Annotated in this window: 26 protein-coding genes; 12 read left to right on the forward strand and 14 right to left on the reverse strand. The window is 72.4% G+C overall.

Annotated elements, in window-relative coordinates; genetic code table 11:
• The first annotated feature begins 31 nt into the window (after window positions 1–31).
• Complete coding sequence (locus B7R87_RS20960; protein WP_006347066.1) at window positions 32–1,309, forward strand: thymidine phosphorylase; 1,278 nt, start codon at window positions 32–34, stop codon at window positions 1,307–1,309.
• A gap of 80 nt (window positions 1,310–1,389) precedes the next feature.
• A complete protein-coding gene (locus tag B7R87_RS20965) occupies window positions 1,390–1,707 on the forward strand; it encodes an STAS domain-containing protein (RefSeq protein ID WP_006347065.1) in 318 nt (105 codons plus the stop codon).
• Here the strand turns inward: B7R87_RS20965 and B7R87_RS20970 are convergent.
• From B7R87_RS20970 to B7R87_RS20980, 3 genes are all read right to left on the reverse strand, one after another.
• Complete coding sequence (locus B7R87_RS20970; RefSeq protein ID WP_045852889.1) at window positions 1,704–2,738, reverse strand: sigma-70 family RNA polymerase sigma factor; 1,035 nt, start codon at window positions 2,736–2,738, stop codon at window positions 1,704–1,706. The two genes, B7R87_RS20965 and B7R87_RS20970, sit on opposite strands and share 4 nt — an antisense overlap.
• 67 nt (window positions 2,739–2,805) lie before the next feature.
• Window positions 2,806–3,501, reverse strand: a complete 696-nt coding sequence (locus tag B7R87_RS20975; protein WP_006347063.1) for a L,D-transpeptidase family protein — start codon at window positions 3,499–3,501, stop codon at window positions 2,806–2,808.
• Between the two features lie 186 nt (window positions 3,502–3,687).
• On the reverse strand, window positions 3,688–4,989 hold the full coding sequence (locus tag B7R87_RS20980; protein WP_040914695.1) for an MFS transporter: 1,302 nt from the start codon (window positions 4,987–4,989) through the stop codon (window positions 3,688–3,690).
• A 62-nt stretch (window positions 4,990–5,051) separates the two neighbouring features.
• On the opposite strand from B7R87_RS20980, the gene B7R87_RS20985 reads away from it, so the two are divergent.
• Window positions 5,052–6,023: a LysR family transcriptional regulator gene (locus tag B7R87_RS20985; RefSeq protein ID WP_078902160.1), complete on the forward strand. Its 972-nt coding sequence runs from the start codon at window positions 5,052–5,054 to the stop codon at window positions 6,021–6,023.
• A gap of 574 nt (window positions 6,024–6,597) precedes the next feature.
• On the opposite strand, the gene B7R87_RS20990 is transcribed toward B7R87_RS20985, so the two are convergent.
• Window positions 6,598–7,284 carry an alpha/beta hydrolase gene (locus tag B7R87_RS20990; RefSeq protein ID WP_130584934.1) on the reverse strand — a complete coding sequence of 229 codons (687 nt, stop codon included), beginning with the start codon at window positions 7,282–7,284 and terminating at the stop codon, window positions 6,598–6,600.
• Between the two features lie 243 nt (window positions 7,285–7,527).
• Between B7R87_RS20990 and B7R87_RS20995 the strand changes: the two genes are divergently transcribed.
• Both B7R87_RS20995 and B7R87_RS21000 read left to right on the forward strand, forming a co-directional pair.
• Window positions 7,528–8,682: an adenosine deaminase gene (locus B7R87_RS20995; protein WP_040914684.1), complete on the forward strand. Its 1,155-nt coding sequence runs from the start codon at window positions 7,528–7,530 to the stop codon at window positions 8,680–8,682.
• 187 nt (window positions 8,683–8,869) lie between these two features.
• On the forward strand, window positions 8,870–9,250 hold the full coding sequence (locus tag B7R87_RS21000) for a hypothetical protein (RefSeq protein ID WP_006347059.1): 381 nt from the start codon (window positions 8,870–8,872) through the stop codon (window positions 9,248–9,250).
• A gap of 94 nt (window positions 9,251–9,344) precedes the next feature.
• On the opposite strand, the gene B7R87_RS21005 is transcribed toward B7R87_RS21000, so the two are convergent.
• From B7R87_RS21005 to afsQ1, 5 genes are all read right to left on the reverse strand, one after another.
• Window positions 9,345–9,545 carry a PspC domain-containing protein gene (locus B7R87_RS21005; protein WP_006347058.1) on the reverse strand — a complete coding sequence of 67 codons (201 nt, stop codon included), beginning with the start codon at window positions 9,543–9,545 and terminating at the stop codon, window positions 9,345–9,347.
• A 75-nt stretch (window positions 9,546–9,620) separates the two neighbouring features.
• The gene (locus tag B7R87_RS21010) at window positions 9,621–10,178 is read right to left on the reverse strand and encodes a VanZ family protein (protein WP_040914682.1); all 558 of its coding nucleotides are present in this window, start codon (window positions 10,176–10,178) and stop codon (window positions 9,621–9,623) included.
• Window positions 10,179–11,074: 896 nt separating this feature from the next.
• Window positions 11,075–11,704, reverse strand: a complete 630-nt coding sequence (locus B7R87_RS21015) for a hypothetical protein (RefSeq protein ID WP_006347056.1) — start codon at window positions 11,702–11,704, stop codon at window positions 11,075–11,077.
• Complete coding sequence (locus tag B7R87_RS21020; RefSeq protein ID WP_006347055.1) at window positions 11,701–13,272, reverse strand: sensor histidine kinase; 1,572 nt, start codon at window positions 13,270–13,272, stop codon at window positions 11,701–11,703. Before B7R87_RS21020 ends, B7R87_RS21015 begins: the two co-directional genes overlap by 4 nt.
• A 25-nt stretch (window positions 13,273–13,297) precedes the next feature.
• A complete protein-coding gene (gene afsQ1, locus B7R87_RS21025; protein WP_006347054.1) occupies window positions 13,298–13,975 on the reverse strand; it encodes a two-component system response regulator AfsQ1 in 678 nt (225 codons plus the stop codon).
• 255 nt (window positions 13,976–14,230) lie between these two features.
• On the opposite strand from afsQ1, the gene B7R87_RS21030 reads away from it, so the two are divergent.
• From B7R87_RS21030 to B7R87_RS21045, 4 genes are all read left to right on the forward strand, one after another.
• On the forward strand, window positions 14,231–14,941 hold the full coding sequence (locus tag B7R87_RS21030; protein ID WP_006347053.1) for a SigE family RNA polymerase sigma factor: 711 nt from the start codon (window positions 14,231–14,233) through the stop codon (window positions 14,939–14,941).
• A gap of 271 nt (window positions 14,942–15,212) precedes the next feature.
• Window positions 15,213–16,160 carry a deoxyribose-phosphate aldolase gene (gene deoC / locus B7R87_RS21035; protein WP_040914689.1) on the forward strand — a complete coding sequence of 316 codons (948 nt, stop codon included), beginning with the start codon at window positions 15,213–15,215 and terminating at the stop codon, window positions 16,158–16,160.
• 5 nt (window positions 16,161–16,165) lie between these two features.
• On the forward strand, window positions 16,166–17,602 hold the full coding sequence (locus tag B7R87_RS21040) for an aldehyde dehydrogenase family protein (RefSeq protein ID WP_006347051.1): 1,437 nt from the start codon (window positions 16,166–16,168) through the stop codon (window positions 17,600–17,602).
• A complete protein-coding gene (locus tag B7R87_RS21045) occupies window positions 17,595–18,485 on the forward strand; it encodes an aldehyde dehydrogenase family protein (RefSeq protein ID WP_006347050.1) in 891 nt (296 codons plus the stop codon). The genes B7R87_RS21040 and B7R87_RS21045 overlap by 8 nt, the downstream gene beginning before the upstream one ends.
• 44 nt (window positions 18,486–18,529) lie before the next feature.
• On the opposite strand, the gene B7R87_RS21050 is transcribed toward B7R87_RS21045, so the two are convergent.
• The gene (locus tag B7R87_RS21050) at window positions 18,530–18,934 is read right to left on the reverse strand and encodes a hypothetical protein (protein ID WP_006347049.1); all 405 of its coding nucleotides are present in this window, start codon (window positions 18,932–18,934) and stop codon (window positions 18,530–18,532) included.
• 125 nt (window positions 18,935–19,059) lie between these two features.
• Between B7R87_RS21050 and B7R87_RS21055 the strand changes: the two genes are divergently transcribed.
• Entirely contained in the window at window positions 19,060–19,776 is a 717-nt protein-coding gene (locus B7R87_RS21055) for an ATP-binding protein (protein WP_233168890.1), read from the forward strand.
• Window positions 19,773–20,396 carry a PH domain-containing protein gene (locus tag B7R87_RS21060; RefSeq protein WP_006347047.1) on the forward strand — a complete coding sequence of 208 codons (624 nt, stop codon included), beginning with the start codon at window positions 19,773–19,775 and terminating at the stop codon, window positions 20,394–20,396. Before B7R87_RS21055 ends, B7R87_RS21060 begins: the two co-directional genes overlap by 4 nt.
• Before the next feature lie 85 nt (window positions 20,397–20,481).
• On the opposite strand, the gene B7R87_RS21065 is transcribed toward B7R87_RS21060, so the two are convergent.
• Complete coding sequence (locus B7R87_RS21065) at window positions 20,482–21,669, reverse strand: MFS transporter (RefSeq protein WP_006347046.1); 1,188 nt, start codon at window positions 21,667–21,669, stop codon at window positions 20,482–20,484.
• A 119-nt stretch (window positions 21,670–21,788) separates the two neighbouring features.
• Here B7R87_RS21065 and B7R87_RS21070 point away from each other — a divergent pair, with 119 nt between their 5' ends.
• Window positions 21,789–22,247 (forward strand): winged helix-turn-helix transcriptional regulator, encoded by a 459-nt coding sequence (locus B7R87_RS21070; protein WP_006347045.1) that lies wholly within the window; start codon window positions 21,789–21,791, stop codon window positions 22,245–22,247.
• 23 nt (window positions 22,248–22,270) lie between these two features.
• Here B7R87_RS21070 and B7R87_RS21075 read toward each other — a convergent pair whose 3' ends face one another.
• The 3 genes from B7R87_RS21075 to B7R87_RS21085 all read right to left on the reverse strand — a co-directional run bounded on the left by B7R87_RS21075 (window position 22,271) and on the right by B7R87_RS21085 (window position 26,214).
• The gene (locus B7R87_RS21075; RefSeq protein ID WP_233168892.1) at window positions 22,271–23,482 is read right to left on the reverse strand and encodes a hypothetical protein; all 1,212 of its coding nucleotides are present in this window, start codon (window positions 23,480–23,482) and stop codon (window positions 22,271–22,273) included.
• 197 nt (window positions 23,483–23,679) lie between these two features.
• Entirely contained in the window at window positions 23,680–25,353 is a 1,674-nt protein-coding gene (locus B7R87_RS21080; protein WP_006347043.1) for a phospho-sugar mutase, read from the reverse strand.
• A gap of 42 nt (window positions 25,354–25,395) precedes the next feature.
• Window positions 25,396–26,214, reverse strand: coding sequence for a purine-nucleoside phosphorylase (locus B7R87_RS21085; protein WP_130584931.1), 819 nt, complete (start codon window positions 26,212–26,214; stop codon window positions 25,396–25,398).
• Window positions 26,215–26,254: the final 40 nt, after the last annotated feature.

Genomic DNA, 26,254 nt, shown 5'->3' on the forward strand with positions numbered 1-26,254 from the left:
CCGCACCATCACGCACCACAGGAGGAACACCATGGACGCCATCTCCGTCATCCGCACCAAGCGCGACCGCGGCGAACTCTCCGGTGAGCAGATCGACTGGGTCATCGACGCCTACACCCGCGGTACGGTCGCCGACGAGCAGATGTCGTCCCTGGCGATGGCGATCCTGCTCAACGGCATGAACCGGACCGAGATCGCCCGCTGGACCGCCGCGATGATCGCCTCCGGCGAGCGCATGAGCTTCGACTCCCTCAGCCGCCCCACCGCCGACAAGCACTCCACCGGCGGCGTCGGCGACAAGATCACCCTGCCGCTCGCCCCGCTGGTCGCCGCCTGCGGCGCCGCCGTACCGCAGCTTTCGGGCCGCGGTCTGGGCCACACCGGCGGCACCCTCGACAAGCTGGAGTCCATCCCGGGCTGGCGGGCGCTGCTCTCCAACGAGGAGATGCTCCGGGTCCTCGACTCCACGGGCGCGGTGATCTGCGCGGCCGGTGACGGGCTCGCCCCCGCCGACAAGAAGCTGTACGCGCTCCGCGATGTCACGGGCACCGTGGAGGCCATCCCGCTGATCGCCTCCTCCATCATGTCCAAGAAGATCGCCGAGGGCACCGGCTCCCTGGTCCTCGACGTCAAGGTCGGCTCCGGCGCCTTCATGAAGAACCTGGAAGACGCCCGGGAGCTGGCGTCCACCATGGTCGCCCTCGGCACCGACAGCGGGGTCCGTACGGTCGCCCTGCTCACCGACATGTCGACCCCGCTGGGTCTGACCGCGGGCAATGCCCTGGAGGTCCGCGAGTCCGTCGAGGTCCTCGCGGGCGGCGGCCCGGCCGATGTCGTCGAGCTGACCCTCGCCCTGGCGCGGGAGATGCTCACCGCCGCCGGACTGCCCGACGCCGACCCGGCGAAGGCGCTGGCCGACGGTTCCGCGATGGACGTCTGGCGGCGGATGATCAGCGCGCAGGGCGGTGACCCGGACGCGGAGCTGCCGGTCGCCCGGGAGCAGCACGTCGTGACCGCCCCCGCCTCCGGTGTCCTCACCCGTCTCGACGCCTACGACATCGGTCTCGCCGCCTGGCGTCTGGGTGCGGGCCGCGCCCGCAAGGAGGACCCGGTGCAGGCGGGCGCCGGTGTGGAGCTGCACGCCAAGCCGGGCGACACCGTCACCGAGGGGCAGCCGCTGCTGACCCTGCACACGGACACCCCGGAGAAGTTCGGCTGGGCGCTGGAGCCCCTGGCGACGGCGTGCGACATCGCCCCGGCGGGCACGGCCTTCACCGCGAGCCCGATCGTGCTGGACCGCATCTCCTGACGGCCGATGAATCCGGGCCAGGTCTCCGGTCCATACCAGCGTGAAAGCGCCGGACATCGACGGATCGGGGACCGTGACCCATGTGCCCAAGCACCTCCACCACCAGCAGCAGCACCGAAGGCCCGGTGATCGTGCGGATCGCCGGGCGGGTGCTCCCCGCCGACGTACCGAGGCTCTGTACGGAGCTGAGCACCAAGCTCGGTAACAGGGCGGCGGGGGAGGCGGTGTGCGACGTACGGGAGCTGACGGGCGCCGATCTGACCACGGTCGACGCCGTCGCCCGGCTCCATCTCACCGCCCGCCGCCTCGGCTGCCGGCTGGTTCTGCGGGGCACCCCGGCCGAACTGCTGGCGCTGCTGCACCTGGTCGGCCTGGGCGCCCTCGCGCAGACCGGCTAGCCCTCCTTCGCGGGCTCCGGCTCCAGCCGGGCCGGGAGGTCGAAGAGGGGGAACCAGCGGTCGGTGTCGAGGAAGGAGTTGATCCCCGCGATCTTGCCGTCCCTGATGTCCATGACCATGAGCGCCCACGGCACATGCCCGCTGCCGTCCTCCGCCTCGTGGTAGTGGGCGAAGGCGGGCATGCCGTTGGCCACGGTCGGAACGAGGCGGGAGCCGCGGCAGACCGAGCCGACGCCGAGCATCCAGCCCACGATGTTCTCGTGGCCCTGGAGCCAGAGGTCGTAGGGCGGCATGGAGAGCGTGGCGTCGTCGTGGAGGACGGCGGTCAGCGCCTCCATGTCGTACCCCTCGAAGGCGGCGACATAGCGCTCCAACAGCTCCCGCTGCTCCTCGTCGAGCGGATCGGCGGGATCGGAGGCGGCGGGCGGGGATTCGGCGAGCGTGGCCCGGGCCCGCTGGAGCGCGCTGTTCACCGAGGCGACCGAGGTGCCGAGCAGCTCGGCGACCTCGGACGCCTTCCAGGACAGCACTTCGCGCAGGATCAGCACCGCGCGCTGCTTCGGCGGCAGATGCTGGAGGGCGGCGACGAACGCCAGCCGGATCGTCTCCCGCTCGACGGCGGTGTCCGCCGGGTCCCCGGCGGCGGGCAGCACCCGCCCGTCCGGCACCGGCTCCAGCCAGGTGGCTTCGGAACGGGCGGTGAGCTGCGCCTGGGCCACGGGCGTCGGACCCGACAGGTCCATCGGCCGGGCCCGGCGATTGCCCGCGTTCAGCATGTCGAGGCAGACGTTGGTCGCGATCCGGTACAGCCAGGACCGCAGTGACGAACGTCCTTCGAACTTCTCGACGCTCCGCCAGGCGCGGACCATCGTGTCCTGGACGGCGTCCTCCGCCTCGAAGGAGGAGCCGAGCATGCGATAGCAGTAGCCGGTCAGCTCCCGGCGGTACCGCTCCAGATCCGCTTCCAGGGTCTTCGTCCCGCCCCGGGAGCTCTCCCCGTCGCCCTTGTCCGTCGTTGCCAGATCACTCATCGGGTCCACCCCTGTACCCATCGGCTCCAGTACTGCGGAACCTACAGGAGGGCACCGACACCGCGGCTCAGGTTCCGGGCTTCTTGCCCCAGACGAAGACGTCGTCGCCGTTCCTCAGCATCGTCCAGTACTTCTTCGCGGCCGCCGGGGTCATATTGACGCAGCCGGCGGAGCCGGGCGGGCTGTAGATCGGCTTGGTGACGGAGTGGAACGCCTGCCCGCCGTCGAAGAACTGGGCGTACGGCATCGGCACCTTGTAGAGGCTGGAGAAGTGGTCGATGTTCCGCCAGTAGATCTTCTTCAGGCCGGTACGGGTCTCGGCGCCGTCCCGTCCGGTACGGATCGGAACCGGGCCGTACGCCAGCTTCTTGCCGTCCTGGATCCAGCTGAGCTGACGGGTCAGGTCGACACAGGCGATCCGGCCCTTGTTGGTCGGGCACGCGCCGGCCTTGTTCGGGTTGGTGCCCGCGGCCTTCTGCGCCAGCATCGTACTCATCGTCCGCCAGGTCACCGGGCCCGCGACCCCGTTGTTCGGGGTGATCCAGTGCTTCTTCTGGAAGGCGGTGATCGCCTTGCAGTCCGCCGACGACTGCTTCCCGTCGACCTTCAGCTTGAGGAACTTCTCGACCTGCTTCTGGTACGGCCCCGGCTTCGTCGAACACGAAGCGGCCTGCGCGGTGCCGGTCCCCATCACCATCGTCAGCGGAACGATCATTCCCGCGAGTCCCAGTGCGACGCCCGCGCGCCTGCGTGTCCGGGCCATGGTTGGTCCCCCCTCGAAATCCTTTGCAGCCGGCCTTTTTGGGCGGCTCGCCTGGTATGACGAGGACCAAGGGGGAGTAGTTGTAGGGAAAATGTCTCGGTTCGGGTACAGCGGGAGGCATCGGCCCGGAGGCTGCGTCCACAGCCCGCCGGACCGACGCCCGTTGAGTGCCCGCTCGGTGCCCGTTCAGTGTCCGCCGGTGGCGACCACCAGCGTGCGCCGGGTCGCCACCCGCGCCGCCCAACTGCCGTACGCGGTGAGCGAGACGACCCCGGTGACCGCGAGCAGCCCGAGGGCGACCGTGCCCGCCCAGCCCCCGGAGTGGAAGGCGATCGCACCCAGGGTGCCGCCGACGCTGCTGCCCAGGTAGTACGCCGACTGGTAGAGCGCCGATGCCTGCGCCCGGCCCGTGGTCGCGGTCCGGCTCACCGCGGACGAGGCGACCGCGTGGCCCGCGAAGAACCCGGCGGTGATCAGCACCAGCCCCAGCAGGACCGCCGCGAGCGACGCGGAGAGCGAGAGCAGCAGTCCGCCGGTGGTGGTGACGACCGCGAGGTACAGGGCCCCGCGCCGCCCCAGCCGGGCGACCAGCCGTCCGGCGCCGGCCGACGAGACCGTACCGACGAGATAGACCAGGAACACGGAGCCCACGACGCCCGGCGGGAGACCGAACGGCTCCTCCGTCAGCCGGTAGCCGATCATCGTGTAGACCGCGCCGAACACGGTCATGAAGAGCGCGCCGATCGCGTACAGCCGCAGCAGCAGCGGGTTCGACAGATGCCCGCGGACGGTGGACGCCAGGATCTTCGGGCTCACCGGGGACGGGGTGAAGCGCCGCGGCCGGGGGAGCAGTACCCGGAAGACCACCGCGGCGATCAGCGCCAGCACGCCCACCGCAGCGAGCCCGGCCCGCCAGCCGCCGAACTGGGCGGCCCAGCCGGTCACGATCCGGCCGCTCATCCCGCCGATGCTGTTGCCTGCGACGAACAGCCCGATCGCGCCGATCAGCGCCCGGGGCCGTACCTCCTCCGCCAGATAGGCCATCGCGGCGGCCGGAACACCCGCCAGCGCGGCGCCCTGGAGGGCCCGCAGCGCCACCAGCACCTCCAGGCTCGGCGCCAGGGGCACCAGCAGACCGAGGACGACGGCGACCGTCAGCGAGACGGTCATCAGGGTGCGCCGCCCGAAGCGCTCGGAGAGCGCGCTGAGCGGCAGGACGAAGAGGGCGAGCGCGCCGGTCGAGGCCGAGACCGTCCAGCTCGCGGCCGATGCCGTCACGCCGAAGTCGGCGGAGACGGCCGGCAGCAGTGCCTGCGTGGAGTAGAGGAGTGCGAAGGCCGCGACCCCGGCGGCGAAGAGCGCGAGGCTCATCCGGCGGTAAGCGGGCTCTCCGGGGGAGAGGGGCTCGGGGGAAGGCGGCTTCTGGGGCGACTGGGGTTCGAGGGCGCCCGCTACGGGAGCGGACGCCTCGGTACTGGCAGCAGGCATGTTTCGAACCTACGACCGCGGATTTCATGCGTCCAATGCATGAAACGCCGATAATCGTTCCCATGGTGCATGACCACAGTTCAGAGCAGTGGCTGTCACAGGGCAGTGACACAGAAGACATCTCGACGCTACTCGTCCGGCTGGTGCCGAGGCTCGCGTACTTCGCGGAGGTCGCCCGCCACGAGCATGTGACGCGGGCCGCGCAGGAGATCGGCGTACCGCAGTCGACGCTGTCGCGGGCGGTGGTCCGCCTCGAACGCGACCTGGGCGTCACGCTGTTCGCCCGCACCGGACGTACGGTCTCCCTCACTCCGGCCGGGCGGACCTTCTTCTCCTCCGTCGAACGGGCCCTCGCCGAGGTCGAGCGGGCGGCCGAATCGGTACGCGCCGACGCCGACCCGCGCGCGGGCAAGGTCGCCTTCGGCTTCCTCCACACCATGGGCTCCGAGACGGTCCCCGGGCTGCTCCGCGCCTTCCGCGCCGACCATCCGATGATCCGGTTCACCCTGGTGCAGAACTACGGCGAGGCGATGCTCGGCGGACTGCGCACCGGCGAACTGGACCTCTGTCTGACCTCCCCGGTGCCCGACGCCCCCGATCTCGTCAGCCGCCGCCTCGACGAACAGCGGCTGCGGCTGGTCGTCCCCGACGACCACCGGCTGGCGGGCCGCCGCCGGATCCGCCTCGCCGAGGCCGCGGACGACGTCTTCGTCACTCTCGAACCGGGGTACGGGCTCCGCCGGATCACCGACGACCTGTGCGCCCAGGCCGGATTCACTCCGAAGGTCGCCTTCGAGGGCGAGGAGGCCGAAACCCTGCGCGGCCTGGTGGCGGCGGGCCTGGGGGTGGCCCTGCTGCCGCCGCCCGCGGTGCCGCGCCCCGGGGTGGTCGAACTGACGGTCACGGCACCGCGCGCGGCCCGCGAGATCGGCCTCGCCTGGCTGGACGGCCACCCCGACACCCCGCCGGTGGCCGCGTTCAAAAAGTTCCTGCTCTCCCGCCGCGGCAGCCTCATCCCGACAACGGATCCGTGACGGCCCTGGGGACCGGGGGCGTTACGGGGCGCTGGGGCGTATGGGGGCGCTGGGGGCACCACCCACGCCGCCAGGCGTAGGTGGGGGTACCTCCCACGCCGCCGGGCGTAGGGGGAGGAACTGCGCGCTCAGCGCCGGACGGCCCGCGGTCCGGTACGAAACCGGTCCCGGCAGATGCGACCGCCGTAGCATGGGGGCGCTGGGGGTACTTCCCACGCCGCCAGGCGTAGGGGCGCGGGGAACTGCGCGCTCAGTGCCCGACGGCCCGCGGCCCGACATGAAACCGGCCCCGGCAGACGCGACCGCCCCCGGAGTCCCCGGCGCCCCGGCACGGCGCCCCGGCACGGCGCCCCGGCACGGCGCCCCGGCACGGCGCCCCGGCACGGCGCCCCGGCACGGCGCCCCGGCACGGCGCCCCGGCACGGCGCCCCGGCACGGCGCCCCGGCACGGCGCCCCGGCACGGCGCCCCGGCACGGCGCCCCGGCACGGCGCCCCGGCACGGCGCCCCGGCACGGCGTGCCGCACACACGGGGGCCGCGGGCCCGAGGCCCGCACCCCCTCCACCGCCGGAGGCTACGGTCGCAGGGATTTGCCGAAGCCCGCCGCCAGCGGCATCCGCAGGCCCAGCGGCGGCGGAGCCGCCAGCGCGTCCGCGACCGGGCGCGAGTACGGCTGCGGGAACAGCGAACCGATCACGAAGTCCACCGCCAGCGCCAGCACCTCCGCATGGTGCTGCCGCAGCGCATGCCCGTCCGTGTGCACCTCGAACCGGCATATGTCCCGGTTCACCTTCTTCGCCCGCTCCGCGAGCCGGTACGACAGATCCGGGCACGACCGCTCGTCGTTCGTCCCGTGCACGATCATCACCCGCCGCCCCACCAACTGCTTCACCGGCTCGGGCTCCGGCGCCTCGCAGGACTCCGCCGTCGGCAGCCATGGCGCCATCGCCAGTACCGAGGAGACCGCGGAGTGCCCGGCCGCCCGCAGTGCCGCCCGCCCCCCGAGCCCGTGCCCCACCAGGCACACCGGTACGTCCCCGTACTCCCGTACCACCTCGTCCGCCGCCCGGGCCGCATCCACCGCCAGCCCCGCCCGGTCGCCGTTCCAGCCCCGGCAGCCGTAGCGCACCGGCAGCACCAGCAGCCCCTCCGCCCGGCCCGCCCGGGCCAGCGCCCGGCCCAGCGGCAGCGTCGGCAGCAGCGCCCACGGCGAGTGGCCGCGTTCGGACTCCGGGACGCCGTCGGGCAGGACCAGCACCACCCCGCCGACCGTCGGCGGGACGGCCCGCCGCCCCCCGTACGCCCGGCCGAGCCGGGCAGCCGTCCGCCTCGCCGCGGCCGAGTCACGGCCGCCCGTGAGCCCCCGCTGCAGGGGCTGTGCGTGGTGTGTCACGGCAGAACAGTCTCAGAAGCCCGGGTGTACGCCACCCGTCCGCGCGATCACTGTTACATATCGGCCCGCAGGCCTCTACGCGCGTAGGACATCAGGCCGTACAGTGCCTGGATGACGAGCCAGCCCCTTATCACGCCCACCGCGGACCAGATCCGTCGCGCTCCGAAGGTGCTCCTCCACGACCACCTCGACGGCGGGCTGCGTCCCGGCACGATCATCGACATCGCCCGGGAGACCGGCTACACCCAGCTCCCCGAATCCGAGCCCGACAAGCTCGGCACCTGGTTCCACGAGGCCGCGGACTCCGGCTCCCTGGAGCGCTATCTGGAGACCTTCGCCCACACCTGCGCCGTCATGCAGACCCGGGACGCCCTGGTCCGCGTGGCCGCAGAATGCGCCGAGGACCTCGCGGAGGACGGCGTCGTCTACGCGGAGGTGCGCTACGCCCCCGAACAGCACCTGGAAGCCGGGCTCAGCCTCGAAGAGGTCGTCGAAGCCGTCAACGAAGGCTTCCGTCAGGGCGAGCGGACCGCCCGCGCCGCCGGACGGCGGATCAGGGTCGGCGCCCTGCTCACCGCCATGCGGCACGCCGCCCGCGCCCTGGAGATCGCCGAACTCGCCAACCGCTACCGCGACCACGGCGTCGTCGGCTTCGACATCGCGGGCGCCGAGGCCGGCTATCCCCCCACCCGCCACCTCGACGCCTTCGAATACCTCAAGCGCGAGAACAACCACTTCACCATCCACGCCGGCGAAGGCTTCGGACTGCCGTCGATCTGGCAGGCCCTCCAGTGGTGCGGCGCCGACCGGCTCGGCCACGGCGTACGCATCATCGACGACATCAAGGTCGACGCCGACGGTACGGTCCAGCTCGGCAGGCTCGCCGCGTACGTCCGCGACAAGCGGATCCCGCTGGAGCTCTGCCCCACCTCCAACCTCCAGACCGGCGCCGCAGCCTCCTACGCCGAGCACCCCATCGGGCTGCTCCGCCGCCTCCACTTCCGTGCCACCGTCAACACCGACAACCGGCTGATGTCCGGCACCAGCATGAGCCGCGAATTCGAGCTGCTGACCGAAACCTTCGGATACACGCTCGACGATCTCCAGTGGTTCACCGTCAACGCAATGAAGTCCGCGTTCATCCCTTTCGATGAACGCCTGGCGATGATCAACGACGTCATCAAGCCCGGCTACGCCGAGCTGAAATCCGAATGGCTGTTCCGGCAGACCGCCGCGACCAGCGAATCCACGCCCGACGGCAGCTGACCCGGCTTCGGCCCCGGCGGCCGGACCCGGCCGCCGACAGGGTGCCCGCCACTCGCCGCACGGCATAACCAGGCTGCGGAGCCGCTCGTTCTGGTCGGCGTGCGGGACGACCGGAACGACCGGGCCCAACCGCCCGGCCCCACCCGGCCGGCCGCACATCCCCGTACATCCATCGCGAGGAACCCCAATGAAGCAGTCCGCCGTCAAGACCCTCGGTGCCGCCGCGCTCGGCGTCGCCTTCGCCGCGGCCGCCGCGGGCACCGCCTCCGCGCAGCCCGCACTGTCCGACTCGGCGACCTCCCTCGACAGCATCACCGGCACCCTGCCGGTCCAGGAGGCCCTCACCAAGCTGCCGACCGGTGCGCCCGAGTCCCTCAGCGGCGCCCAGGGCGCCCTCACCGAGAGCGCGAGCACCCTGCCCGGCACGCTCCAGGGCGCGGGCCAGCGGGTCCTCGCCGGGGACATCGTCGGCGGCGACCCGCTCGCCGGCCTCCTCGGCGGTCTGCCGATCGGCAAGGCCCTGCCCGGCGGTGGCCTTCCCGGCGGTGGCCTTCCCGGCCTCAGCTGACCGGACCGCCACCCTCCCGCCGCCTCTTCCCCCTGTACGGCGCGGCAACAGGGGCGCACCTTCCGCCACTGCGGAGGTGCGCCCCTTCGGCATGTCACCAGGACGTGGCCGACGCCTTCGAACCCGGCAGGAACAGCCAGAGCGCCAGATAGACCAGGACCTGCGGGCCCGGCAGCAGACACGACGCCACGAAGATCACCCGCATGGTCGTGGCCGAGGTACCGAAGCGCCGGGCCAGCCCCGCGCACACCCCGCCGATCATGCGGCCCTCTCGCGGGCGGACCAGTGCGGACATGGTGGGCTCCTTCACAGCCGGAGAACGTTCCTTGTGTCCACCATCGTCACCCGGCAACACGGACAAAGCGTCGCTCTACGGGGCGATCCCGACCCTGGGAATCTTCGGGGTCGCCCCCTGCGGGACCTCCTCCGCAGGTACCGGGACCCCGACGACCGGCCGCCGGGCCGCCGCCCGCTCCTGCCTGCGCCGCAGCACCGCCCGGCACGCCGGAACCACCAGCAGATGCGCCAGCGCCACGCCCGCGGTGTTCAGCAGCAGCGAGTCCACGTCCATCACCCGGCCCGCGACCCCCGTCTGGAGCAGCTCGATGCCCAGCGAGATCAGCGCCCCGGCGGCGACGGTACGGATCAGCGAACCCAGGGTCGATACGTTGATGCTGCCGCCCGCCATCGGGAGCAGCACGCCCAGCGGCGCGAGCAGCAGCAGCCCGCCGCCGATCCGGCGGGTGGCCTCGGCGGCGCCCAGCTCCAGATCGGCCCTGATCCCCGCGAACACCTCAAGGTTCGCGGCGGCGACGAAGGGCACGTCGAGCGGGCGGAGAGCCAGCCAGCCGACGATCAGCAAATGCGCGACGAGGAGGATGCCTCCTGCGACACGAACGCGAACCCCGGCGCTACCTTGACGCTCCACACCTTCCAAGACGCGCACACCCCGCGCAACGGTTCCCCTCCCGGGGGGCCTCGGGGTGCGGGGCGCGCCGTTGGTGGTTTCGGTTGCGTGTCCGGCCGCGGGCGGCGTGTGGCTTGTCGCGCAGTTCCTCGCGCCCCTTGGTTGTCGGTCCTACCGCCCCTGCGGTGTGCGGGGTCTCTCGTGGTCGAGTCCCGTTACTCCGTGGGGTAGGCGCGGGGTCTTGTCGGGTGCGGCCGGGTCGTGGGCCTCCGGGCTCACCTCCTCGCCGGCGGCGATGCACCGCTCCAGGGGGAGCCGTGCTTGTCGCCACCGGCTGCGGGGGCGACCCTGCACCCCCCTCCGGAGATCACCCGACTTGTCCCCGGGGAGAACGAGTTCGCCCAGTCACCCGCCAGGGGGTGGGCCCGTATCCCGGGGTGTGCCTGTGCGCGGGGACTCCGGGATGGCGGCAAGCACCGTTGACGGCGGGTGTTGCGTGTCCGGCCGCGGGCCGCGGGTGGCTGGTCGCGCAGTTCCTCGCGCCCCTGAATACCCCCCGTGACGCGCGACTTCACCAGGGGCTTCGCGGCCTGATCATGCGGGGATCACGTGGGAGGGGGGTGCAGGGTCGCCCCCGCAGCAGGCTGCGACAAGACCGGACGCGCTTCGGGGCGGTGCATCGCAGTCTGCGAGGAGGTGAGCCCGGAGGCCACCGACCCACCCGCACCGACAAGGTCGGCGACCTACACCACGGAGCAACGGTCACCCAATCTTTGAGCCCCTCCGGCGTTTGAGGAGCAGGAGCGCCCGCACCTTGCGGGCAACCCCGCCCCCGGGGCCCGAGGCCCAGCGCAGGAGCACCCCGCACCCCGCGGGCAACACCCACCCCGGGCCGGGGCCCGAGGCCTTAGCGCCCCTCAGCGGGAGGCGACCCCGCGGGAGGCGACCCGGCCCGGGGCCGGGGACTTCGGGTGCGACTTCGTCGTTGCCGCGCAGTCGTACACCCTCGGTGCGTACCCGCCCGGCCCGCCCAGGACCACCCCGCCGCTCCCCGCCGCCGCCCGGCTCTCCGCCAGGGTGCACACGAGCTGCGACAGCGCCTCCGGGGGCAGATCCTCCGGCTGCCGGCTCAGCCGGTACGTGTCCTCGGGGTCGCCGTCCCGCGGTGCGGAGACCGTGATCGGCGGCCGGACGAAGGTCTGGAGCCCTGCCTCGCGCTCGGCCTGCGAGGGCTCCTTCTGCAACTCCGCCACGAGCGCGCGCGCCACCTGGAGCCCGCTGTCCGAGCTCTTCGCCACGGGCAGTTCCGCGGTTCGGTCGACGGCGACCAGTTGGGAGGCGCAGACCAGGTAGATCCGTACCGGCACGGCCTGCGGCCGGGTCTGCGATCCGCCTTCGCCGGTGACGGCGCACGGCATCCGGGAGGGGGCCGGGCCTCCGTCCACCGGTACTTGGGTGGGCCGGATCCCGCAGCCGCCGAGGAGCAGCGCGACCGCCGTGGCGCCGAGGAGGGCGGCGGTGCCCCGCCGGGTACCCGTTCGTGTCACCGTCCGCCGTCCTCTCCCGTGTCCGTACCGTCCGCGCGCCCGGGCGCGGCGCCCGTCGTCTCCGACGCGTCCCTCGGCAGCCGCAGGACGAACACCGCACCGTCGCCGTCCGGCGAGTTCGCCGCGGTGATCGTGCCGCCGTGGATATGCGCGTTCTCGACGGCGATCGAAAGACCGAGCCCGCTCCCTTCGGATCTCGGCCGGGACGCGCTCGCCTTGTAGAAGCGGTCGAAGACGTGCGGCAGGACGTCCTCGGGGATGCCGGGCCCGTGGTCGCGGACCTCGATGACGAGTTCCGCGCCGGTGCCGTCGGGGACTTCCGCCCCGGAGGCGGGGTCGACGGTGCGGATGGCGACCCGGACCGGTGATCCGCCGTGCTTGAGGGCGTTGCCGATGAGGTTGGCCAGGACGACGTCGAGCCGCCGCGGGTCGAGCCGGGCCATGATCCCGCGCTCCGCGTCGAGTTCGACCGCGTCCAGCCAGGCCCGGGCGTCGATGCACGCCGTGACCTGATCGGCCACATCGACCTCGTCCAGGACGACCTTGACCCGCCCCGCGTCGAACCGGCTGATCTCCATCAGGTTCTCCACCAGGCCGCCGAGCCGCTTGGTCTCGCTGACGACCAGGTTCACCGCGGGCGCGATCATCGGGTCGAGGGTGTCGACCTCGTCCTCCAGCACCTCCGCGACCGCGGTGAGCGCGGTCAGCGGGGTGCGCAGTTCGTGGGACATGTCGGCGACGAACCGCCGGCTCGACTCCTCCCGCGCGCTCATGTCCGCGACCTTCTTCTCCAGCGATTCGGCGGTCTTGTTGAACGTCCTGGCGAGTTCGGCCAGCTCGTCCGAGCCGGATACCTGGAGCCGGGTGTCCAGTTTGCCCTCTCCGAGTCTGCGCGCCGCGTCGCCGAGGCGCCGTACCGGCTTGAGCACCGTCGTCGCCGCGGCCTGCGCCAGCAGCGCGGAGCCCACGAGTGCGAGTGCGGTGGCGATCCCCAGCGACCAGGCCAGGGTGTTGAGGTCTTTGCTCTCCGATTCGAGGGATTTGAGCATGTAGCCCGTCGGCCCGCCGTTGGCGATCCGGCTGCCGCCGACGAGGTACGGCTTGCCCTCGTGGACGATCCGCTGCCAGTACAGGTGGTACTGGGTGGTGCTGCCGCCCGTCGTCTGGCGCTTGTTGACCTGCTCCCGGAGCCGTTCGGGTACGTCCTCGTAGGCGAAGACGCCCGGGTCGGACGCACCCACCAGCACCGGGTCGCCGTCGCCGCCGGAGACCAGCAGCACGCTGTAGCCGGCCTTGCCCTGGCTCATCTGCTCGGCGGTGCGCCGCAGATCGGGCTGTCCGGCGTGGAGCGGCAGGGAGGCCGCCCGGCTCTGCAGCTGTGCCCGGAAGTCGTCGATCGTGGAGTTCTGGGTACGGCTCAGTACGGCCTCGCGGTTGAGCCAGTACGCGATGCCCGACGCCGATACCGCCGCGGTCAGGGCGACCACGGCGAAGACGACGACCAGGCGCAACCGCAGACTGGTCCAGCGCAGACCGGCGACTATCGCACGCTTCGCGGCACCGGTCACCGCGCGGTACTCCCGTTCGCCGGCGTCACTGCGGGGCGTCCAGCCGGTAGCCCACTCCCCGGACGGTACGGATCAGTGTCGGCGAGGACGGCACGTCCTCCACCTTCGCCCGCAGCCGCTGTACACAGGCGTCGACCAGCCGGGAGTCCCCGAGGTAGTCGTGTTCCCACACCAGCCGCAGCAGCTGCTGCCGGGAGAGGGCCTGCCCGGGCCGCCGGCTCAGTTCCAGGAGCAGCCGGAGTTCGGTCGGGGTGAGCTGGAGGTCCTGACCGTTCTTGGTCACGGTCATCGCGGAGCGGTCGATCACCAGCGATCCGAAGGTCGCGGAGTCCGTCGACTCCCGTTCTCCGCGCCGCAGGACCGCCCGGATCCGGGCGTCCAGCACCCGGCCCTGGACCGGCTTCACCACATAGTCGTCGGCTCCTGACTCCAGTCCGACCACCACGTCGATATCGTCGCTGCGGGCGGTCAGCAGGATGATGGGCAACTGGTCGGTGCGGCGGATACGACGGCACACCTCGAAGCCGTCGATCCCGGGCAGCATCACATCCAGCACGATCAGATCGGGCCGCTGCTCACGGAGCAGCTTCAGGCCGTCCTCGCCCGTCGCCGCGGTGGCCACACGGTGGCCCTGGCGCGTCAGGGAGAGTTCGAGGGCCGTGCGGATGGCGTCGTCGTCCTCGATCAGCAACAGGAAAGGCACGGGGGCCATTCTGGCCCATGGCGGTCCCGGAGTTCGACCGGCACCGTACGCCCCCGCTTCCGGGCCTGCGCCCCCGCTCCCGTTCGGGCGTCCACACGCCCTCCGATGCGCCGTCGGCGCCCCCGGGAACCCCTGTGACAGGCCTGTGACAGTCGACGGACACCCTGATGAAGTCGCCTGGGCAAGCTTGTGCCCATCGGACGGAAGCCCGATGAGCGAACGGAACACTGACTCCACATCGACGGGGGGCGCGAGATGACGGCACTGCACGGAAGCACCGCCAGCGCAGTCACGACGCGCCTGCACGACGTCGTGATCCGGAGCGGTGAGAAGCCCGGCGCCGTGAACGGACGGGGGTGCGTTCGCGGCGCCGGACGGCAGCACAAGCCGTCGTACATGACGGTGGTCGGTGACACGGTGCCCGCGGCGGGGAGCCCCTCCCTGTCGGAGGCCGAGTTCACGGCGTACGTACAGGAGCGCCGCTCCTCCCTCTACGCCACCGCCTACCACCTGACCGGCGACCGGTTCGAGGCGGAGGACCTGCTGCAGAGCGCGCTGTTCTCCACCTACCGGGCGTGGGACCGGATCAGCGACAAGGCCGCGGTCGGGGGCTACCTCCGCCGCACCATGACCAATCTCCACATCAGCGCCTGGCGCCGGCGCAAGCTCAACGAGTACCCCACGGAGGAGCTGCCGGAGACGGCGAGCGACACCGACGCGATGCGGGGCACCGAGCTGCGGGCCGTGCTCTGGCAGGCGCTGGCCAGGCTCCCCGAACTCCAGCGCACGATGCTGGTCCTCCGCTACTACGAGGGCCGCACCGACCCGGAGATCGCGGACATCCTGGACATCAGTGTCGGCACGGTGAAGTCCAGCATCTGGCGGTCGCTGCGGCGGCTGCGCGAAGACCAGGCGCTGAGCTTCGGCCGTGACGAGGAAGAGTCCTTCGGCGAGCTGGTGGCCTGAAGGTACGGGGGAACGAGGGGGGCCGCCGGGTCGGGGGACACGGCGGTGCTGGGGGGCCGCGGAGCCGGGGGGCTCTGCGGAGATACGGGGTACGGGGGTACCACGGGGGAAGAGCGGGGCGTCGTGAAGAGCCCCGGAGCAACGGGATCGGACAGGCCGGGGGGTCTTGTCCGGTCCCGTTCGCGTGTTCCGGTGCCCCCGGTCCCGGGAAGACCGGCCGGACCACCCCTGTACAGGTCGCTACGCGCGTAGATATGCTCTCGTGGTGACCATGCCCCGTATCCATCCCGCCCTCGCCGACGTAACCGCGTCCGACCAGGCGCTCCGCAGGTTCCTGCACGGGCTGCCCGGAGTCGACCCCGTCGGGCTCGAAGCGCGCGCCGCCGCGCTCGGGACCCGGTCCATCAAGACGACGGCCAAGGCGTACGCCATCGACCTGGCCATCTCGATGATCGACCTGACGACCCTGGAAGGCGCGGACACCCCGGGCAAGGTCCGGGCGCTGGCCGCCAAGGCCGTCCATCCCGATCCGACGGACCGCGGGACCCCCGCGACCGCCGCCGTCTGCGTCTATCCCGACATGGTGGCCACCGCCAAGTCCGCGCTGAACGGTGCCGACGTCAAGGTCGCCTCCGTCGCCACGGCCTTCCCCGCGGGCCGTGCCGCCCTGGAAGTGAAGCTCGCGGACACCCGGGACGCCGTCGCCGCCGGGGCGGACGAGATCGACATGGTCATCGACCGGGGAGCGTTCCTCTCCGGCCGGTATCTGAAGGTGTTCGAGGAGATCGTCGCGGTCAAGGAGGCCTCGGGCCCGGCCCGGCTGAAGGTGATCTTCGAGACCGGTGAGCTGTCGACGTACGACAACATCCGCCGCGCCTCCTGGCTGGGGATGCTCGCGGGCGCCGACTTCATCAAGACCTCGACCGGCAAGGTCGCGGTCAACGCCACCCCGGCGAACACCCTCCTGATGCTGGAGGCGGTCCGCGACTTCCGCGAGCAGACCGGTGTCCAGATCGGGGTGAAGCCCGCGGGCGGCATCCGTACCACCAAGGACGCGGTCAAGTTCCTGGTCCTGGTCAACGAGACCGCGGGACCGGACTGGCTGGACCCGCACTGGTTCCGCTTCGGTGCCTCCAGCCTGCTCAACGATCTGCTGATGCAGCGCCAGAAGCTGGCGACCGGCCGCTACTCCGGCCCCGACTACGTAACGGTGGACTGAGCCCGATGACGAACCCCTTCAGCTACGCACCGGCTCCCGAGTCCCGGTCGATCGTCGATATCGCCCCCTCGTACGGACTGTTCATCGACGGCGAGTTCACCGAGGGCTCGGGCGAGGACCGCAACAAGACCCTCTCCCCGGCGACGGAGGAGGTGCTCGCCGAGTACGTCCAGGCCAATGAGGAGGACGTCGACCGCGCGGTGCGCGCCGCCCGCAAGGCGTTCGAGAAGTGGTCGGCGCTGCCGGGCGCGGAGCGCGGCAAGTACCTCTTCCGGATCGCCCGGATCATCCAGGAGCGCAGCCGTGAGCTGGCGGTCCTGGAGACCCTCGACAACGGAAAGCCGATCCGGGAGACCCGGGACGCCGATCTGCCGCTGGTCGCCGCGCACTTCTTCTACTACGCGGGCTGGGCGGACAAGCTCGGCCACGCGGGCTTCGGCCCCGACCCGAGGCCGCTGGGCGTCGCGGGCCAGGTCATCCCGTGGAACTTCCCGCTGCTGATGCTGGCGTGGAAGATCGCCCCGGCGCTGGCCACCGGCAATACGGTCGTCCTCAAGCCGGCCGAGACCACCCCGCTCTCCGCGCTGTTCTTCGCGGACATCTGCCGTCAGGCCGGACTGCCGAAGGGCGTCGTCAACATCGTCACCGGCGACGGCCGTACCGGGGCCGCGCTGGTGAACCACCCGGACATCGCCAAGGTCGCGTTCACCGGCTCGACCGCCGTCGGCAAGGCCATCGCCCGCCAGCTCGCCGGGACGGACAAGAAGCTCACGCTGGAGCTGGGCGGCAAGGGCGCCAACATCGTCTTCGACGACGCCCCGATCGACCAGGCCGTCGAGGGCATCGTCAACGGCATCTTCTTCAACCAGGGCCAGGTCTGCTGCGCCGGATCCCGGCTGCTGGTGCAGGAGTCGATTCAGGAGGAGCTGCTGGACTCCCTGAAGCGGCGGCTGTCCACGCTCCGCCTCGGCGACCCGCTGGACAAGAACACCGACATCGGCGCGATCAACTCGGCGGAGCAGCTGGCCCGGATCACCGCGCTGGCCCGCACCGGCGAGGCGGAGGGCGCGGAGCGCTGGAGCGCGCCCTGCGAGCTGCCCGCGTCCGGCTACTGGTTCGCGCCGACCCTGTTCACCGGGGTCACCCAGGCGCACACCGTCGCCCGGGACGAGATCTTCGGCCCGGTGCTGTCGGTGCTGACGTTCCGTACCCCCGACGAGGCCGTCGCCAAGGCCAACAACAGCCAGTACGGCCTGTCGGCGGGGATCTGGACGGAGAAGGGCTCGCGGATCCTGGCGGTCGCGAACAAGCTCCGGGCCGGGGTCGTCTGGGCCAACACCTTCAACAAGTTCGACCCGACCTCGCCCTTCGGCGGCTACAAGGAGTCGGGCTTCGGCCGCGAGGGCGGTCGCCACGGCCTGGAGGCTTACCTCGATGTCTGACCGTCTGAGCGTTTTCAAGACCTACAAGCTGTACGTCGGGGGCAAGTTCCCCCGCTCCGAGAGCGGCCGGGTGTACGAGGTGACCGACGCAAAGGGCACGTGGCTGGCGAACGCCCCGCTCTCCTCCCGCAAGGACGCCCGGGACGCGGTCGTCGCCGCGCGCAAGGCGTTCGGCGGCTGGTCGGGGGCCACCGCGTACAACCGCGGCCAGATCCTCTACCGCGTCGCGGAGATGCTGGAGGGCCGCCGGGAGCAGTACGTCCGCGAGGTCGCGGAGGCGGAGGGCCTGTCGAAGTCGAAGGCGGCTGCCGTCGTCGACGCGGCGATCGACCGCTGGGTCTGGTACGCGGGCTGGACCGACAAGATCGCCCAGGTCGTGGGCGGGGCGAACCCGGTCGCCGGCCCCTTCTTCAACCTCTCCACTCCGGAGCCGACCGGTGTGGTCGCCGTCGTCGCCCCGCAGGATTCGTCATTCCTCGGGCTGGTGTCCGTGATCGCCCCGGTGATCGCCACCGGCAATACGGCGGTCGTGGTGGCCAGCGAGAAGGCCCCGCTGCCCGCGCTCTCCCTCGGTGAGGTGCTCGCCACATCGGATCTGCCGGGCGGTGTGGTCAATGTCCTCTCGGGCCGTACGGCGGAGCTTGCGGCGCCCCTCGCCGCCCACCAGGACGTCAACGCCATCGACCTGACCGGCGCGGACGCGGCGCTCGCGAAGGAGCTGGAGATCGCGGCCGCGGACAATATGAAGCGGGTGCTCCGGCCGGGCCGGGCGGGCACCGACTTCGCCGCGGATCCGGGGACCGTACGGCTGACGGCCTTCCTGGAGACCAAGACGGTCTGGCACCCGACGGGTTCGCTGGGCGCTTCGGGCTCCTCGTACTGAGCCCGGACAGGGCCCCGGCGCCGCCGGGGCCCTGTCCGTATGGCTTAGAGCGGCAGAGCCTTGACCAGGCCGCCGATGACGGGCAGGTCCTGGAGTGCGGCGCCGTCGGCCAGCGGCCCGGTCACCAGATCCGTACCGATCGGCTTGAAGTCGGCGATCTGGGTGGCGACCCCGTTCGCCAGCGGGTCGGTGCCCGTGCCCGCCAGCGGGTTCAGCTGGTGCTCCTTCAGATAGGCGATGCCCAGTACGGAGTTGGTGAGCGCGTCCGTGACCCCGGCGCCGGGGCCCGACAGGGCGCTGTCGAGCGCCTCGCCGCCGACGGGGAGGGTCACCGGGGCTGCCTGGGCGGCGCTGCCCGTACCGAGCGCGGCTGCGAATGCGGCGACGGTCAGCCCGGCGCTCACGGCGAGGCGCCGGGAGGTGGTCGAGTGGGGGGTCTGGGATGTCATGGATTCCTGCCTGCGATCGCCTTGGGTGACGGTATCGGCACACAGCGTATTTGAAGGTGTGATTCCGGTTCCACCGCCCGCCCCGTGGGTCCCCTTCACGGGGCAATGCCTCACACTGGTGTTCCGTGACTGCCATCCCCGCCCAACCCTCGCCGACCACCCGTGTCCTGCTGCTCGCAGGCCCTTCCGGTTCCGGTAAGTCGTCCCTGGCCGCCCGGACCGGACTGCCGGTGCTCCGTCTCGACGACTTCTACAAGGACGGCGACGACCCCACCCTTCCGCTCGTCGAGGGCAGCGACGACATCGACTGGGACTCGCCCCGGTCGTGGGACGCGGACGCGGCGGTGGCCGCCGTCCAGGAGCTGTGCCGGACGGGGCGGACGGCCGTGCCGGTGTACGACATCTCCATCAGCGCCCGGGTCGGGCAGGACGCCTTCTCCGTGGGCCGGACGCCCCTGTTCGTCGCCGAGGGCATCTTCGCGGCGGACATCGTGGCCCGCTGCCAGGACCTCGGGCTCCTCGCGGACGCGATCTGCCTGCGCGGACGCCCCTCCACGACCTTCCGCCGCCGGCTGCTGCGCGATCTCCGCGAGGGCCGCAAGTCGGTGCCGTTCCTGCTGCGGCGGGGCTGGCGCCTGATGCGCGCCGAGCGGGGCATCGTCAGCCGTCAGGCGGGGCTCGGCGCTCATCCCTGCGGCCGGGACGAGGCCCTCGGGCGGGTCGCCGCGGCCGCCGCGGGCCGCCACCGCCCGGCGGCGGGCCCCGCCGGGACGGCCGGTGCGCCGGTCCCGCCGCCCGCGGGCGCCGCCCTGGCCCCACGTACGGCAGAATCGGACGTATGAGCAAGTCCGAGACCCCCACCGAGCCCACCTACGCCGACCGTGTCTTCCGGTCGCCCGCGGGCCTGGCCGGCGGTGTGCTGCTGCTGGCGCTGACGGTCTGGCTGGGCGCCGACGCCGTGATCCGGGGCTCCGGCCTGACGCCGCTCTTCGCCATCGCGGTCGTCCTCGTCATCGTTCCGGTGGTCGTCGCGTTCACGCTGCGCCCCGCGGTCTTCGTCAACGACGACCGGATCCGGATCCGGAACCCGTTCCGGACGGTCAGCGCGCCGTGGGGGCAAGTGGAGGGGGTCCGTTCCTCGTACTCCACGGAGATCGTCACCAAGGACGGTACGAAGTACCCGATGTGGGCGGTCCCGGTCTCGCTGCGCCAGCGCAAGCGCGCCACCCGGCAGCAGGAGAAGCGCGACCGCGACCTGAGCCGCGGCCGCTCGGTGGACCCGGCCAACCCGGTCACTCCCGCCCAGGCCGACCGCACGGTCGCCGAACTCCGCGATTTCGTCACCGCCCGCGGCGCCGCGCCGACCGCCCAGGGCGAGACTTCGGTGACCTGGGCCTACGAGCTGTTCCTCCCGCTGGCGGCGGGCGCGGTGATGCTGGTCGTCCTGTTCGCGGTGCGGTAGCTCTCTCCCCTGTACGGCGAGGTCCCCGTCCGGTTACCCGGGCGGGGACCGTGCCTTTTCCGGCGAGGTGCTCCCGCGCCGCTTCTCAGGCGCCCTCCGGTCGGGCGTGCCGGTGAGGTGCCCCGGCCCGCCCCCGGTCGGCCACCCAGACGGCCAGCGCGCAGGCCGCGAACCCGGCACCGAGGAGGCTGGAGCCCGGCCAGCCGTGGGCGGTGAAGACGGCGGTGGTCGCGGCCGCGCCCAGGGCGGAACCGAGCGCGTAGAAGACCATGTAGCCGCCGATGACGCTGCTGAGGCGATCCGGATGCGCGGCCGTCAGCAGGTGCTGGTTGCTCACGTGCACCGCCTGGACCGCGAAGTCGAGGAGCACGATCCCGGCGACCAGGAGCCACAGCGACCACGGCAGCTGCGCGATCGCCGCCCAGGAGAGGACGAGCAGCGCGAGCGCGAGCCCGGTCACCGGCACCGCCCGCCCCGCGTCCGCCCACCGCCCCGCGCGCGCCGCCCCGAGTGCGCCGACGAGACCGGCGAGGCCGAACAGTCCGATCCCGCTCTCGCCCAGCCGCCACGGCGTGTCCGTCAGCGGCAGGGACAGCCCGCTCCACAGGGTGCCGAACGACGCGAACAGGAAGAACGCGATGAGCCCGCGGCTCAGGAAGACGCGCTCCCCGAACAGTCCGCCCAGCGAGGCGACGGCCCGGACGTATCCCGCGGGCCTGCCGGGGCGTTCCTCCGGCGGCAGTACGGCGAGGACGAGGGCCGCGAGCCCGAACGACAGGGCCGCCAGTACGGCGTAGACGCTCCGCCAGCCCCACACCTCGGCGAGCGCGCCGGTCACGAACCGCGCGCCCAGGATGCCGACCACCACGCCCGAGGTCACGACGCCGATGTTCCGTCCGCGTTCGGCGGGCGGCGAGACCGAGGCGGCGTAGGCCACCGTGGTCTGGACGACGACCGCGAACAGCCCTGCCGTCGCGAGCCCCGCGAACGCCGTGCGGGCGCCGGGCGCCGTGGCCGTCAGGGCCAGGCCCGCCGCGGTGACCGCCAGCTGCACGGCGATCAGCCGCCGCCGGTCGGTCACATCGCCCAGCGGCACCAGCAGGATCAGCCCGGCCAGATAGCCGAACTGGCCGGCCGCGACGATCCACCCGGTGAACTCCGCCGGTACGCCCAGATCGCGTCCCATCGGCTCCAGAACCGGCTGCGCGGCATAGATGCCCGCCACCGCGACACCGCAGACCACCGCGAGGAGCAGCCGCAGCCGTGCGTCCATCGCGCTCACCCTCCAAATGAGTAGCGGAATGCAACTCATTGACCGTAGGGCATGATGGTTTCAATCTGCAACTCACCTGCGGCTCGCCCGCAGCTCATCCGCCACTCGACGGGAGTGTCATGCCGACTGCCGGTGCACGCGCCTCGAACCCCGACTGGACCGATCCCGAATGCCCCGTCGCCCGCACCCTCGACCTCGTCGGCGACCGGTGGAGCCTGCTCGTCGTGCGCGACGCGATGGACGGGGCACGGTCGTTCACCGAGTTCCAGCGGCGCACCGGCATCGCCCGCAACATCCTCAGCGACCGCCTCCGCAAGCTCACCGCCCACGGGCTCCTCGCCCAGCGCACCGCGCCCTCGGGCCGCCGTCAGGAGTATGTGCTCACCGACGCGGGCCGCGACCTCTTCCCGGTCGTCCTCACGCTCCGGCAGTGGGGGGAGCGTCACGCCTTCGCCCCCGGCGAGAGCCGTTCCGCCCTGGTCGACCGGCACGGCACACCCGTGCCGGAGCTGGTGCCGTCCGGCGCCGACGGCACGCCCCTCGACGCCGACACCACCGAGGTGCGGAAGGCCCGGTAGCTCCGGTGGAGGCCGGGCACCGGCTACGGCGGTCCCGGCCAGATCAGCAGCATGTAGGCGCTCAGCCAGGTCGACAGCAGACCGGCCGAGACCAGGACCACCAGCAGACGGTCCCGGGCCGCGCGGGCCAGGGAGACGGCCAGCGGCAGCAGCAGAGGGAAGGCCGGGAGGAGGAAGCGGGCGCGCGGGAAGTAGACGCCCGCACTGCCCAGCACGACCACCAGCATCGCACCCGTGAAGACCAGCAGCACCAGCGGCTGGCGGTCCGTCAGGGAGAGGACGTACATCACCACCGCCAGCACCAGACAGGCCGAGACCGCCAGCACGAACAGATGGGGGCGGGGTTCGTAGACGAGCTGCTGGCGCAGTTCCAGCAGGGTCGCCCGGCCGCCGTCCCACTCGTTCTTCCAGAGCCGCTGGACCGCGAAGTAGCCGTCCGGGCGGCCGACCCGGGCACCCACCCAGGCGACATAGCCCAGCCACCCCACGGGGGCCAGGAGCGCCCCTGCGAGCGCCCGTGGACACCGGGTCCGGCGGGCCGCCAGCAGGCCCGTCAGGGTGATCGCCGCCGCCAGGGCGATCCCCGTGGGGCGGGTGAGGCCCGCGAGGGAGGCGAGCAGTCCGGCGGCGACCCAGCGGTCGGTCAGCGCGGCGTACAGCGACCAGGCGCACAAGGCCGTGAACAGCGACTCCGTATAGCCGGTCCACTGCACCGCCGCGACCGGCAGCAGCCCCCACAGGACCGCCAGCAGCGTGCCCGTCCGATGGCCGTGCAGCCGTGCCCCGACCGCGTACACCCCCCAGGCGGCGACGAACGAGCAGCCGACCGCCAGCAGCAGGCCCGCCGAAGCGGGGGAGCCGGGCACGACCGCCGCGAGCCCTTTGACCAGCAGCGGGTAGAGGGGAAAGAAGGCGAGGTTGTTGGCGTTGACCGCGGTGCCCAGCTCGTCGGCGTAGCCGTGCGCCGCGATGCCCAGGTACCAGTTGGAGTCCCAGGACGTCGCCAGCGTCGGCCACACCCCGTGCCCCTTGGCGTGCGCCAGCTGTGCCAGGAACGCCAGCCCCGCCAGCCGTACCAGCAGATATCCCGCGAGCGCCGGGGCCGCCGCCCGCAGCGAGCGGAGCACCGAGCGCAGCACCGGCCCGCCGCGGGCCCCCGGCGCGGGGCCGCGGCCGGGCGCGGGCGGCGGGCGGGAGGCGGGGACGTACGCGCGCGCGGTCGCTGAGGAGGACAACGGCACTGCTCCTGGTGGCTCGGCGCGCCCCGGCGGACGCTACCGGCCCACCATTGCCCGGAGCGCGGCGGCCCGGGTGCGGTCCGCCGCGACGGCATAACAGGAATCACCCGTGCGGGGCAGCACGGGTGATTCCTGTACGAAATATGTTCCCTTACGGGTTCCCTTGCAGGTTCCTTTACGGATTCCTTTACGGGTCAGATGCCCGCGGCCGTCGCGAAGTCCGCCTTCAGCGCCGCCAGCACCTCCGCCGCCCGCACCCGTGCCGTCTCCAGGCCCGCGTGGTCACCGACCGGGACCACGACCTCCAGATAGCACTTCAGCTTCGGCTCCGTACCGCTCGGGCGGACGATCACCCGCGCCCGGTAGGCGCCGTCGAGGTGGTAGCGGAGGCCGTCCGTCGGCGGCAGCGCCTCGCTGCCCTCGGCCAGATCCTCCGCACGGGTGACGGCCAGACCGGCGAGCTCCGCCGGGGGCGCCGTCCGCAGCCGGGCCATCGCGTCCGCGATCACCCCGAGGTCCTCCACCCGGACCGAGAGCTGGTCCGTGGCGTGCAGCCCGTGCTCGACCGCCAGATCGTCCAGCAGGTCGGTCAGGGTGCGGCCCTCCTCCTTGAGGACCGAAGCCAGCTCGGTGATCAGCAGCGCGGCGGTGATGCCGTCCTTGTCCCGGACGCCTTCCGGGTCGACGCAGTAGCCGAGGGCCTCCTCGTAGCCGTACCGCAGACCGTCCACCCGGGCGATCCACTTGAAGCCGGTCAGGGTCTCCTCGTAGGGCAGCCCCGCCGCCTCGGCGATCCGGCCCAGCAGCGACGACGACACGATCGACTCGGCGAACGTGCCGCGCGCGCCGGAGCGGACCAGATGCGCCGCGAGCAGCGCCCCGACCTCGTCGCCGCGGAGCATCCGCCAGTCGCCCTCATGGGGGACGGCGACGGCGCAGCGGTCGGCGTCCGGATCGTTGGCGATCACCAGATCGGGCCGCTCCCGGCGGGCGGCCGCGAAGGAGAGGTCCATCGCGCCCGGCTCCTCCGGATTGGGGAACGCGACCGTCGGGAACGCCGGATCGGGATCGGCCTGCTCGGCGACGGGTACGGGGGCGGGGAAGCCCGCCCGCGCGAACGCCGCCTCCAGCACCGGCCGGCCCACGCCGTGCATCGCCGTGTAGACCGTCCGGGCGGTGCGCGGCGAGCCGGGCGTCAGGACCGCGTCCGTACGCTCCAGATACGCGGCGAGCACCTCGTCGCCCAGGATCTCCCAGCCGGAGCCCGCGAGCGGCACGTCGTGCAGGCTCGCCACCGCGTCGATCTCCGCCGCGATCCCGCTGTCCGCGGGCGGCACGATCTGCGAACCGTCGCCCAGATACACCTTGTAGCCGTTGTCGCGCGGCGGGTTGTGGGAGGCCGTGACCTCCACCCCGGCGACCGCGCCCAGCTGCCGTATGGCGAAGGCGAGGACGGGCGTCGGCAGCGGCCGCGGCAGGACGGCGGCCCGCAGGCCCGCCCCGACCATCACGGCCGCCGTGTCCCGGGCGAAGTCGGCGGACTTGTAGCGGGCGTCGTAGCCGACGACGACCAGCCCGTCGCCCTGCCCCTCGGCCTTGAGATAGGCGGCGAGACCGGCGGCCGCGCGGATCACGACCGCCCGGTTCATCCGCATCGGCCCGGCGCCCAGCTCGCCCCGGAGCCCGGCGGTGCCGAACTGGAGCGTGCCGGAGAAACGCGCCGCGAGGGCGGCCGGGTCGCCGCCCTCCCTGACGCCGTCGAGGAGCTTCGCCAGCTCCTCGCGGGTGTCGGGGTCGGGGTCCTCGGCGAGCCAGCTCTCGGCCCGCCCGATCAGGTCCTCAAGGTCCCGGTCGAGATCCTGCTGCACGGTCGGATCAGCCTCTCGTCGCGTCGGTCGGGTGGGTCGGGCTCAGATCCGGGACAGTACCCGGGTCAGCAGCTCGCCCATCCGGGCCGCCGAGTCACGGCCGGCCTGGAGGACCTCTTCGTGGTTGAGGGGCTCGCCCGACATGCCCGCCGCCAGATTGGTGACCAGGGAGATGCCCAGCACCTCGGCGCCCGCCTCACGGGCCGCGATGGCCTCCAGGACGGTCGACATGCCGACCAGGTCGCCGCCGATCGTCCGGACCATCCGGATCTCGGCGGGGGTCTCGTAGTGCGGGCCGGTGACCTGCACATAGACACCCTCCTCCAGGGAGGGGTCGATCTCCTTGCAGAGCGACCGCAGGCGCGGCGAGTACAGATCGGTGAGGTCGACGAAGTTCGCGCCGACGATCGGGGAGGTGGCGGTGAGGTTGATGTGGTCGCTGATCAGGACCGGCTGGCCGGGGCGCATGCCCTCGCGGAGCCCGCCGCAGCCGTTGGTCAGGACGACCGTCTTGCAGCCCGCGGCGACCGCGGTCCGCACCCCGTGGGCGACGGCGGCGACGCCCCGGCCCTCGTAGTAGTGCGTACGGCCGAGGAAGACGAGGGCGCGCTTGTCGCCGATGCGGTACGAGCGGACCCGGCCGCCGTGCCCCTCGACGGCGGGCGGCGGGAAGCCCGGCAGCTCGGTGACCGGGAACTCGGCCTCGGGCGCGCCGAGCGCCTCGGCCGCCGGGGCCCAGCCGGAGCCCATCACGAGGGCCACGTCGTGGGACTCGGCACCGGTCAGCTCGCGCAGCCGCGCGGCGGCGGCGTCCGCCAGGTCGTGGGGGGCGGCGGCACCGCCGTTGAGGTCCGGATTCACATGTGCGTTCACGCGAATGAGGGTAGCCGCAGATTCCCTA

The organism is Streptomyces tsukubensis, from assembly GCF_003932715.1.
GTDB lineage: Bacteria > Actinomycetota > Actinomycetes > Streptomycetales > Streptomycetaceae > Streptomyces > Streptomyces tsukubensis.

What these genes read in the sequence shown, in the direction of transcription:
- B7R87_RS20960 (WP_006347066.1), top strand. Translation starts at nt 32, where the DNA reads ATGGACGCCATCTCCGTCATCCGCACCAAGCGCGACCGCGGCGAACTC.
- B7R87_RS20965 (WP_006347065.1), top strand. Translation starts at nt 1,390, where the DNA reads ATGTGCCCAAGCACCTCCACCACCAGCAGCAGCACCGAAGGCCCGGTG.
- B7R87_RS20970 (WP_045852889.1), bottom strand. Translation starts at nt 2,738, where the DNA reads ATGAGTGATCTGGCAACGACGGACAAGGGCGACGGGGAGAGCTCCCGG.
- B7R87_RS20975 (WP_006347063.1), bottom strand. Translation starts at nt 3,501, where the DNA reads ATGGCCCGGACACGCAGGCGCGCGGGCGTCGCACTGGGACTCGCGGGA.
- B7R87_RS20980 (WP_040914695.1), bottom strand. Translation starts at nt 4,989, where the DNA reads ATGCCTGCTGCCAGTACCGAGGCGTCCGCTCCCGTAGCGGGCGCCCTC.
- B7R87_RS20985 (WP_078902160.1), top strand. Translation starts at nt 5,052, where the DNA reads ATGGTGCATGACCACAGTTCAGAGCAGTGGCTGTCACAGGGCAGTGAC.
- B7R87_RS20995 (WP_040914684.1), top strand. Translation starts at nt 7,528, where the DNA reads ATGACGAGCCAGCCCCTTATCACGCCCACCGCGGACCAGATCCGTCGC.
- B7R87_RS21000 (WP_006347059.1), top strand. Translation starts at nt 8,870, where the DNA reads ATGAAGCAGTCCGCCGTCAAGACCCTCGGTGCCGCCGCGCTCGGCGTC.
- B7R87_RS21005 (WP_006347058.1), bottom strand. Translation starts at nt 9,545, where the DNA reads ATGTCCGCACTGGTCCGCCCGCGAGAGGGCCGCATGATCGGCGGGGTG.
- B7R87_RS21030 (WP_006347053.1), top strand. Translation starts at nt 14,231, where the DNA reads ATGACGGCACTGCACGGAAGCACCGCCAGCGCAGTCACGACGCGCCTG.
- deoC (WP_040914689.1), top strand. Translation starts at nt 15,213, where the DNA reads ATGCCCCGTATCCATCCCGCCCTCGCCGACGTAACCGCGTCCGACCAG.
- B7R87_RS21040 (WP_006347051.1), top strand. Translation starts at nt 16,166, where the DNA reads ATGACGAACCCCTTCAGCTACGCACCGGCTCCCGAGTCCCGGTCGATC.
- B7R87_RS21045 (WP_006347050.1), top strand. Translation starts at nt 17,595, where the DNA reads ATGTCTGACCGTCTGAGCGTTTTCAAGACCTACAAGCTGTACGTCGGG.
- B7R87_RS21050 (WP_006347049.1), bottom strand. Translation starts at nt 18,934, where the DNA reads ATGACATCCCAGACCCCCCACTCGACCACCTCCCGGCGCCTCGCCGTG.
- B7R87_RS21060 (WP_006347047.1), top strand. Translation starts at nt 19,773, where the DNA reads ATGAGCAAGTCCGAGACCCCCACCGAGCCCACCTACGCCGACCGTGTC.
- B7R87_RS21065 (WP_006347046.1), bottom strand. Translation starts at nt 21,669, where the DNA reads ATGGACGCACGGCTGCGGCTGCTCCTCGCGGTGGTCTGCGGTGTCGCG.
- B7R87_RS21070 (WP_006347045.1), top strand. Translation starts at nt 21,789, where the DNA reads ATGCCGACTGCCGGTGCACGCGCCTCGAACCCCGACTGGACCGATCCC.